Source organism: Amycolatopsis kentuckyensis, assembly GCF_002155975.1.
GTDB lineage: Bacteria > Actinomycetota > Actinomycetes > Mycobacteriales > Pseudonocardiaceae > Amycolatopsis > Amycolatopsis kentuckyensis.
The window spans coordinates 1-9,165 of the sequence record NZ_MUMI01000179.1 but is presented as its reverse complement, the minus strand read 5'-3'; the positions used below and the strand labels follow the sequence as shown (position 1 = coordinate 9,165).

Genomic DNA, 9,165 nt, shown 5'->3' with positions numbered 1-9,165 from the left:
GCTCGCCGTCCTCGCCCTCGCGCCGCCCGTCGCCGCCGTCTGGTTCGCCGCCACGAAAAAGCCCGGTCTCGGGGGTGGCCTCATCCTCGGCCTGGCCGCGCTCGCCCCCGGCCGTCTCCTCCTCGACCTCCAGTTCGCCGTCAACGGCCCCCTCACCATCCGGCCCGAGCTCTACCTCCCCGACCGGTTCCTCGGCAGCTCCGCCGTCGGCGCCGGGTTCTGGCTGCTCGTCGCCGGGCACCTCCTCACCGGGGCCGCCGGCGTGGTCGCCTGGCGTGCCCTGCGGAGCCACGACGAACCCGAACGCCGGCGCTGGCGGCTGCTCGTCCCGCTGCTCGCCGTCGTCGCCGGAGCCGGGCTGCTCACCGCTCCCGTCCACTCCGACAACGGCTTCCTGCTCGCCCGCGCCGCCTTCGAAGGCCCCTGGCCCGCCCTCGGCGGCTACCTCCTCCTCGCCGCCGCGTTGCCGCTGGCCGCCGCGCTCGCGCTTGCCGCTCCGGCCGAGCACGTCGCCCGGGGAGCGCTCGGCGGGCTGGCCGCCGCCGCCTTCGGGGTGGCCGCGCCGCCTGTTCTCGCCGGGCTCTTCCGCGACGACCTGCACGTCACCTGGGGCCCAGCCCTCGCGCTGGTCGCGACGGCGATCGTCGCCGGCCTCGCGGGCACGCGGCTCACCGAAAGCACCGAAAAGGCCGAGACCGGCGACGCCGAACTCCCCGGCCTCTTCTGGTGGCGGCTGACCGCCGGACTGCTCGGCCTCGCCACCGCGATCGCCGCGCTCGTCGGCGCCTTCGCCCCGCAGGTCGCCGTCACCGCGCTGAACCCGGGCGCCGTCACGCCGGTCAGCGCGACCGCCGACAGTCCCGCCCGCTGGTTCCTGCTCGTCGCCGCGCTCGTGGTCGCCGTTCCCGCCGCCGGCGTGCTCGTCCCGAAGACCGCCGCCGTCGCGCGGCCGGTGCTCGGGGTGGCCTGGGCTGGGATCGTGCTGGCCGGCACGGCCGTCCTCAACACCGCACTGACCGCCGCCCAGGCCGGCAACCTCGCAGGCTTCGGGGGCACCGCCGCGCCCGTCTTCACCTACGACCTCGGGGCCGGCGCCGCCTGGACGTTCGCCGCCCTCGTGCTCGCCGCCCTGGCCGCGCTCGCCGCCGCCGGCACCGGGGTCGTCGAGCGCGAGGACGCCGGGGACAGCGGCACCCGGAGCAACCTCCTCACCCCCGTCGCGGCCGGCGCGGTCCTGGCCGTCGCCGCGTTCGGGCTGCCCGTCTTCGCCGTCCCCGGCTACGTCGCCGCGGGCCTCTGGAACCACCTCGACACCCCGTCGTGGGGACTGCTGACCGCCGCCGTGGTCGTCGTCGGCGCCGCCGCGCTGGCGACGCGGTCCCGCCCGAAACCGGCGGCCGCCCTGCTCACCGGCGCCGCCCTCCTCACCGCGCTGCACGCCGCGGAACTCCCGCTCGTCGGCGGCTCACTGGGCGGCGCCACCCCGGCCACCGGCTTCTGGGTCGCGCTCGCCGCCACGGCCGCGCTGTTGCTTGCGGCCGGCATGGCAGCCGCCGGAGCCCGTCGTGCCCCCTGATCAGCCCCGGGACGCGGTGCACCCCGACCGGCCCCGGGGCACCGCGCACCCCGACCGACCGCGGGAGACCGTGCACCCGGACCGGCCGCAAGACGCCGCGCACCCTGACCGGCCCCGGGGCACCGCGCACCACGACCGGCCGCAAGACGCCGCACACCCTGACCAGCCGCCCGAGGACACCATCCGCCGCGAGCGCATCCGGGTGCTGCTCGTCGAGTTCGCCAGACCCGACCCGTCGGCCGTCGCGCTGGCTCGCGTCCTGCGTGACGAAGGCATGGAAGTCGTCCACGCCGGCCCGCTGGACACCCTCGAACAACTCCGGAGCACCGCCGAACAGGAGGACCCGGATGCCGTCGGTGTGCTCGGCGAGGGACCGCCGCCCGGGCTCGCCGAAGCGTTGAACGGTGTTCGGGTCTTCGCCGGCGGCGACCCCGGGACGACCGTGGAATGGTTGCGCGGTGGGCGGTCTCACACCGCGGACGTACCGTCTGACCGCGCACGGTGACCGACTTCACGAGGTGCGGAGTCCCCTGCGTCTGCGCAGGTCGCTAACCTCGACTGGTCCGACAGCGCGGTCCGGTCGCGGACCACCTGCAGTGGCGTGTCGTCAGGAGACTGGAGTAGTGGACCTCTACGAGTACCAGGCGAGGGATCTCTTCGCCGCCCACGGAGTACCGGTTCTGCCGGGTGCCGTGGCTAGCACCCCCGAAGAAGCCAAGACCGCCGCGGAGCAGATCGGCAACCAGGTCGTCGTCAAGGCGCAGGTGAAGGTCGGCGGCCGCGGGAAGGCGGGCGGCGTCAAGCTGGCCCAGACGCCGGACGAGGCGAAGGAGAAGGCGGAAGCCATCCTCGGCCTCGACATCAAGGGCCACATCACGCGTCGCGTGCTCGTGGCCGAAGCCTCGGACATCGCGTCCGAGTACTACTTCTCCTTCCTGCTGGACCGCGCGAACCGCACGTTCCTGGCGATGGCGTCCTCCGAGGGCGGCATGGAGATCGAGCAGCTCGCGGTCGAGCGCCCCGAAGCGCTCGCGAAGATCCCGGTCGACGCGATCGCCGGTGTCGACAAGGCGAAGGCGCTCGAGATCCTGAAGGCCGGCAACTTCCCGGCCGACATCATCGACGAAGCCGCCGACGTCGTGGTGAAGCTCTGGGAGACCTTCGTCTCCGAGGACGCCACCCTGGTCGAGGTCAACCCGCTGGTCCGCGACCCGCAGGACAAGATCATCGCCCTCGACGGCAAGGTCACCCTCGACGAGAACGCGGACTTCCGCCAGCCGGGCCACGAGGCCCTGGTGGACAAGGAAGCGGAGAACCCGCTCGAGGCGAAGGCCAAGGCCAAGAACCTCAACTACGTCAAGCTCGACGGCCAGGTCGGCATCATCGGCAACGGCGCGGGCCTCGTCATGTCCACTTTGGACGTCGTGGCGTACGCGGGCGAGAAGCACGGCGGCGTGAAGCCGGCGAACTTCCTCGACATCGGCGGCGGCGCGTCGGCCGAGGTCATGGCGGCCGGGCTGGACGTCATCCTCAACGACACCGACGTGAAGAGCGTCTTCGTCAACGTCTTCGGCGGCATCACCGCCTGCGACGCGGTGGCGAACGGCATCGTCGAGGCCCTGAAGATCCTGGGCGACGAGGCCACCAAGCCGCTGGTCGTCCGCCTGGACGGCAACAACGTCGTCGAGGGTCGCCAGATCCTGGCCGACGCGAACCACCCGCTGGTCACCGTGGTGGACACAATGGACAACGCGGCCGACAAGGCTGCCGAGCTCGCCGCGGCAGGTGCGTGAAATGTCGATCTTCCTGAACGAGAACAGCAAGGTCATCGTCCAGGGGCTCACCGGCTCCGAGGGCATGAAGCACGCCACCAAGATGCTGAAGTCCGGCACGAACATCGTGGGCGGCGTCAACGCCCGCAAGGCCGGCCAGACCGTCACCATCGAGGGCAAGGACCTCAAGGTCTTCGGCACCGTCGAAGAGGCGATCAAGGAGACCGGCGCCGACGTGTCGGTCATCTTCGTGCCGCCGAAGTTCGCCAAGGACGCGGTCATCGAGGCGATCGACGCCGAGATCCCGCTCGCCGTGGTGATCACCGAGGGCATCCCGGTGCACGACTCGGCCTACTTCTGGGCCCACGCCGTCGCCAAGGGCAACACGACCCGGATCATCGGCCCGAACTGCCCCGGCGTGATCAGCCCGGGCAAGTCGAACGCCGGCATCATCCCGGCCGACATCACCGGCCCCGGCAACATCGGCCTCGTGTCGAAGTCCGGCACGCTGACCTACCAGATGATGTACGAGCTGCGGGACATCGGTTTCTCGACCGCGGTCGGCATCGGCGGTGACCCCATCATCGGCACCACGCACATCGACGCCCTCGAGGCGTTCGAGGCGGACCCCGAGACCAAGGTCATCGTGATGATCGGCGAGATCGGCGGCGACGCCGAAGAGCGCGCCGCGGCCTACATCAAGGAGAACGTGACGAAGCCGGTCGTCGGTTACGTCGCGGGCTTCACCGCGCCCGAGGGCAAGACCATGGGCCACGCCGGCGCCATCGTGTCGGGCTCCTCCGGCACGGCCGCCGCGAAGAAGGAGGCCCTCGAGGCCGCCGGCGTCAAGGTCGGCAAGACCCCGAGCGAGACCGCCGTCCTCGCGCGTGAGCTGTACAACAACCTCGGCTGAGGTTGCCGCAGTAACTCCTGGTAGGGCCGGGCACCGCACGTGGTGCCCGGCCCTACTTCGTTCGGGTATGAAACCGGACGGGGGATTCACGCGTCTGGTGGGCTGACGGCCTCGGAGTGCGCTAGCGTTCTGCGCACACAAGCCGCCTCGTCTTTCCCCCGGGCGCCCGCGCGCGCCCGGAGTGCCGGTCGAACCGACAGGAGTGCATCCGATGACCTTCCCCAGCGGTGGGCCCGGCTACCCCCAGCAGGGTGGCGGCCAGCAGCCCCCCGGACCGCCGTCCAGTGGCTTCCCGGCGCAGCAGCCGCACCATTCGCACCAGGCGTCCTCCGGTGGCACGGGCCTGCCGCAGAACCTGCCGCTGCTGCTCGCCCTCGGCGTCGCCGGCCTCGGCCTGGTGCAGTACTTCCTCGGCTTCTCCGACAACGGCGAAGTCGGCCTCGGCGGGACGTTCCTGCTCGGCGGTGGCCTGCTCGCCGCGATGACCGCGCTGCCCAAGGGCCCGAAGACGCTGCCGTTCGCGGCGCTGTTCAGCGTCCTCGGCGCGCTCGAGGTCCTGGACACCCTCGTCGGGCTGCAGACCTCGCCCGGCATCGTCACCGTCATCCTGATCCTGGGGATCCTGCAGATGCTCGTCGCGGTCGGCGCGCTGCTGATCGAGCACGACGTCATCAAGCCGCCGGCGCCGAAGCCCGCCGCGCCCGCCTACGGCGGCCAGTTCGGCCAGCCGGGCCAGCAGCAGTACGGCCAGCCCGGTCAGCAGGGGCAGCAGTTCGGCCAGCCGGGCCACGGGCCGGGGCCGGTCGCCGCGACCGGGGAGCCGTCGGCGCCGTTCTCGCAGCCGGGCCAGTACGGCTCGCCGAACCCGCCGTCGACCACCCCGCCGCCGGGGCCGCAGGCCACCACGTACGCCCCGCAGCAGGGCCAGTTCTTCCAGCAGCCGCCGCCGGAGAACCCGGGCACGCCGCCCGGTGGCTTCGGCAAGTCGAACTGACGCAGCCCACCCGAACACCCGCTGTGACGCTCCGTGTCACAGCGGGTGTTTCGCGTCAGGGGGGACCCGACCGGGTGAGCTCCCGCGGCCGGCGGCGGCGTGGCTCACCCGTACGGAGCAGCCCGGATGTCAGGGTGCGGATCATGGACCTGCTCACCGAAGAACCCCACCCGCCGGGTGACGAGGTGGGCGCACCCGAACCCGAACCGGCCCCGGCGTCCCGGGTCCGCGTGCTGCTCGCGGCCGCCCTCGGCCCGCTGGTCACCGGCTACGCCGCCGTCGCGACCGTGCTGGCCCTGGTCGCCCTCACCGCCGGGCGCACCGCTTTCTCCGCCACCGGCGTGCTGCTGGCCGCCGGGCCCGGCTGGCTCGCCGCGCACCAGGTGCGCCTCGGCCTCGGCGGCCACCCGCTCGGGATGCTGCCGCTGCTGCCGACCCTGGGTGTGGTCGCCCTCGCCGCGCGGACGGCGTCCGGCGCCGCCCGCCGCCTCGGCTGCCGGTCGTTCCGCGACGCCCGGCCGGTACTCATCACGATCACCGGTGCGCACGCGGTGTTCGGGCTCGTCGTCGCCCTCTGCGCGCAGGGCTCGCCGGTGACGGCGAACCCGGTGCCGGCCTTCGTCGTGCCCGGCCTGCTCGCCGGGGCCGCCGCGGCCGCCGGCGTCACCCGGTCGTGCGGGCTGCCGGACGCCGTCGCGGACCGCCTCGACCCGCTCGCGCTGCGCGGGATGCGCGTCGGCGCGCTGAGCCTGGCGGTCCTGGTGGCCTGCGGAGCCGCCGTCTTCACGGTCGCGACCGGGCTGTCGTGGGCGACGGTGTCCGACACCTACGAACCCGGGTTCGGCACCAGTTCCGGGCTCTTCCTGCTCTCGCTGCTGTACCTGCCGAACGCCGTGGCGGCCGCGCTGTCCTTCGTCACCGGGCCCGGGTTCTCGATCGGGCCGCTCACCGTCGGCATGTTCGGCTACCACGGCGGCGCCGTGCCCGCCGTCCCGCTGCTCGGCGGCCTGCCCGAACACCACGCGGCCTGGTGGCCGGCGCTGCTGGTGCTGCCCGCCGCGGCCGGCGCGCTGGCCGGCTGGTCGCTGCGCAAGGTGGACGCCGATCCGGCGCAGCGCATCCGCGCGGTCGCGGTCGCCGGTGCCGTCGTCGCGCTCGGCTGCGTCGTGCTGGGCACACTGGCCGGCGGACGGCTCGGCGACGGCCCGTTCGACCCGGTGAGCGTCCCCGTCGGCGTCGCCTCGATCGTCGCGTTCTGCTGGATCGTCATCCCGGGTTCGTTCGTCGCCTTCTTCGCGGGCGAGCACGAGCCGCCCGCGCCGCCGCCCGAAGCGCTCGAAGACAACGAAGCCTTCCAGGACGCCGACGACGTCGACGTCGACGAAGCGTCCGAAGCCGTCGAGGAGCTCGAAGCGTCCGAAGAGGACGAAGAAGAACCCGACGAGGACGCGGAATTCGAAGCCGAGGCCGACGCCGAACTCGGCCTCGAAGAACCCGCGGAAGAAGCCCCGGAACCGGACGAGGCTGTGACCGGAGGCACCGAGACCTGCGGCGACGTCGAGCCGGACGAGGGCGACCGTTAGGGTCTACGTGACCTGGTGAAGCGCCGTGCGCCCGGCTGCGCACCGCCCGCGGCAAGGAGCCCGCTCTGTCTCAACGGTTGGACCTGCCCACCCCGGTGAAGCTCGTCGTGCTCGCGTCGGGCTCCGGCACCCTCCTGCAGGCGGTGCTGGACGCCGCCGGGCGGTCCGGCTTCCCGGCCAAGGTCGTCGCCGTCGGCGCCGACCGCACCGGCATCGAAGCCCTCACCCGCGCCGAGCGGCTGAGCATCCCGTCGTTCACCGTCCGCGTCGCCGACCACCCCGACCGCGCCGCGTGGGACAAGGCGCTGACCGAGGCCGTCGCGGCGTACCGGCCCGACCTCGTCGTCTCGGCCGGGTTCATGAAGATCCTCGGCGAGCAGTTCCTCGGCCGCTTCACGGTGATCAACACGCACCCGGCGCTGCTCCCGTCCTTCCCCGGGATGCACGCGGTCCGCGACGCGCTGGAAGCCGGCGTCAAGGTCACCGGCTCGACCGTGCACTTCGCGGACGCCGGGGTCGACACCGGGCCGATCATCGCCCAGGAGGCGGTCGTCGTGGAGAGCGACGACGACGAAAACGTCCTGCACGAACGGATCAAGGCCGTCGAACGCAGGCTGCTGGTGGAAACGATCGAGCGACTCGGCCGCGGTGGCTGCACCGTGGACGGACGAAAGGTGACATTTCGTGAGCACTGACCTGGGACGGCGCCCGGTCCGCCGGGCGCTGATCGGCGTCTCGGACAAGGCGGGCCTCCTGGACCTCGCGACCGGCCTGCACGCGGCCGGCGTCGAGATCGTCTCCACCGGCGGGACGGCGAAGGCCATCGCCGACGCCGGTGTCCCGGTCACGCCGGTCGAGCAGGTCACCGGCTTCCCGGAGTCGCTGGACGGGCGCGTGAAGACGCTGCACCCGAACGTGCACGCCGGGCTCCTGGCCGACCAGGGCAACCCGGACCACGTCGAGCAGCTGCGGACGCTGGGCATCGCGGCGTTCGACCTGCTGGTCGTGAACCTGTACCCGTTCGCGCAGACCGTCGCGTCCGGCGCGAGCCCCGAGGACTGCGTCGAGAACATCGACATCGGCGGCCCGGCGATGGTCCGCGCGGCGGCGAAGAACCACGGCAGCGTCGCGGTCGTCGTCGACCCGGCCCGCTACGGCTGGGTGCTCGAGCGCGTCGCCGACGGCGGCTTCGAGTTCGAGGACCGCAAGCGTCTCGCCGCCCAGGCGTACGCGCACACGGCGGCGTACGACACGGCCGTGGCGTCGTGGTTCGCCAGCGCGTACGCCCCCGACGAGGCCACTGTCGACGCCGGCTTCCCGGACTTCCTCGGTGCCACCTGGGAACGCGCCGACGTCCTGCGCTACGGCGAGAACCCGCACCAGAAGGCCGCGCTGTACAAGAGCCAGAACCCCGGCCTGGCGCACGCCGAGCAGCTGCACGGCAAGGCCATGTCGTACAACAACTACGTCGACACCGACGCCGCCCGCCGCGCCGCGTACGACTTCGCCGAGCCCGCCGTCGCGATCATCAAGCACGCCAACCCGTGCGGCCTCGCGATCGGCGTCGACGTCGCCGAAGCGCACCGCAAGGCGCACGCGTGCGACCCGGTTTCGGCCTACGGCGGCGTCATCGCGACGAACCGTCCGGTCAGCCGCGAGGCCGCCGAGCAGATCGCCGAGGTCTTCACCGAGGTCGTGCTGGCCCCGGACTTCGACGCCGAAGCCCTGGAGATCCTGCAGCGCAAGAAGAACATCCGGCTGCTGAAGCTGCCGGCCGCCCCGGCGTTCCCGGTCGAGTTCCGCCCGATCTCCGGCGGCGTCCTGCTGCAGACGGCCGACACGATCGACGCTTCCGGCGACGACCCCGCCAACTGGAAGCTGGCCACCGGCGCCCCGGCCGACGAGCAGACCCTGCGCGATCTCGAGTTCGCGTGGCGCTCGCTGCGCGCGGTCAAGTCGAACGCCATCCTGCTGGCCAGCGGCGGCGCGACCGTCGGTGTCGGCATGGGCCAGGTCAACCGCGTCGACTCGTCGCGGCTGGCGGTCTCGCGGGCGGGCGACCGGGCCAAGGGCGCGGTCGGTGCGTCGGACGCGTTCTTCCCGTTCCCGGACGGTCTGGAGGTGCTGACCGAGGCGGGCGTGCGCGCGATCGTGCAGCCCGGCGGCTCGGTCCACGACCCCGAGGTCATCGCGGCCGCGGAGAAGGCGGGCGTCACCATGTACCTGACGGGGACGCGCCACTTCGCGCACTGAACCGCGCTTCGAGAGGGAGGGCTCGATGCAGCAACCGCCGCCGTACGGCCAAGGTCAGCAGGGGTACCCGGGCT

General features: G+C 72.9%; 8 protein-coding genes. All 8 read left to right on the top strand.

All coding sequences use genetic code 11. The annotated features are described in order from the left end of the window. A partial coding sequence (locus CCN39_RS18215) for a hypothetical protein (protein WP_086843524.1) occupies positions 1-1,576 on the top strand: 1,576 nt, incomplete at its 5' end. Continuing rightward, positions 1,566-2,081, top strand: coding sequence for a hypothetical protein (locus CCN39_RS51780; RefSeq protein ID WP_244210849.1), 516 nt, complete (start codon positions 1,566-1,568; stop codon positions 2,079-2,081). The genes CCN39_RS18215 and CCN39_RS51780, both read left to right, overlap by 11 nt. Before the next feature lie 118 nt (positions 2,082-2,199). Next, complete coding sequence (gene sucC, locus CCN39_RS18205; RefSeq protein WP_086843522.1) at positions 2,200-3,369, top strand: ADP-forming succinate--CoA ligase subunit beta; 1,170 nt, start codon at positions 2,200-2,202, stop codon at positions 3,367-3,369. Between the two features lies 1 nt (position 3,370). Then, the gene (gene sucD / locus CCN39_RS18200; RefSeq protein WP_086843519.1) at positions 3,371-4,261 is read left to right on the top strand and encodes a succinate--CoA ligase subunit alpha; all 891 of its coding nucleotides are present in this window, start codon (positions 3,371-3,373) and stop codon (positions 4,259-4,261) included. Between the two features lie 211 nt (positions 4,262-4,472). Beyond that, positions 4,473-5,255, top strand: a complete 783-nt coding sequence (locus CCN39_RS18195) for a DUF5336 domain-containing protein (RefSeq protein WP_086843517.1) — start codon at positions 4,473-4,475, stop codon at positions 5,253-5,255. A 134-nt stretch (positions 5,256-5,389) separates the two neighbouring features. Beyond that, positions 5,390-6,838 carry a cell division protein PerM gene (locus CCN39_RS18190; RefSeq protein ID WP_086843515.1) on the top strand — a complete coding sequence of 483 codons (1,449 nt, stop codon included), beginning with the start codon at positions 5,390-5,392 and terminating at the stop codon, positions 6,836-6,838. Between the two features lie 77 nt (positions 6,839-6,915). After that, a complete protein-coding gene (purN, locus tag CCN39_RS18185) occupies positions 6,916-7,533 on the top strand; it encodes a phosphoribosylglycinamide formyltransferase (RefSeq protein ID WP_086843513.1) in 618 nt (205 codons plus the stop codon). Then, the gene (gene purH, locus CCN39_RS18180) at positions 7,523-9,091 is read left to right on the top strand and encodes a bifunctional phosphoribosylaminoimidazolecarboxamide formyltransferase/IMP cyclohydrolase (RefSeq protein WP_086843512.1); all 1,569 of its coding nucleotides are present in this window, start codon (positions 7,523-7,525) and stop codon (positions 9,089-9,091) included. Before purN ends, purH begins: the two co-directional genes overlap by 11 nt. Positions 9,092-9,165 lie beyond the last annotated feature (74 nt).

Bases quoted from the DNA above. Each gene is read 5' to 3' on its own strand.
- sucD (WP_086843519.1), top strand. From the start codon at position 3,371: ATGTCGATCTTCCTGAACGAGAACAGCAAGGTCATCGTCCAGGGGCTC.
- CCN39_RS18195 (WP_086843517.1), top strand. From the start codon at position 4,473: ATGACCTTCCCCAGCGGTGGGCCCGGCTACCCCCAGCAGGGTGGCGGC.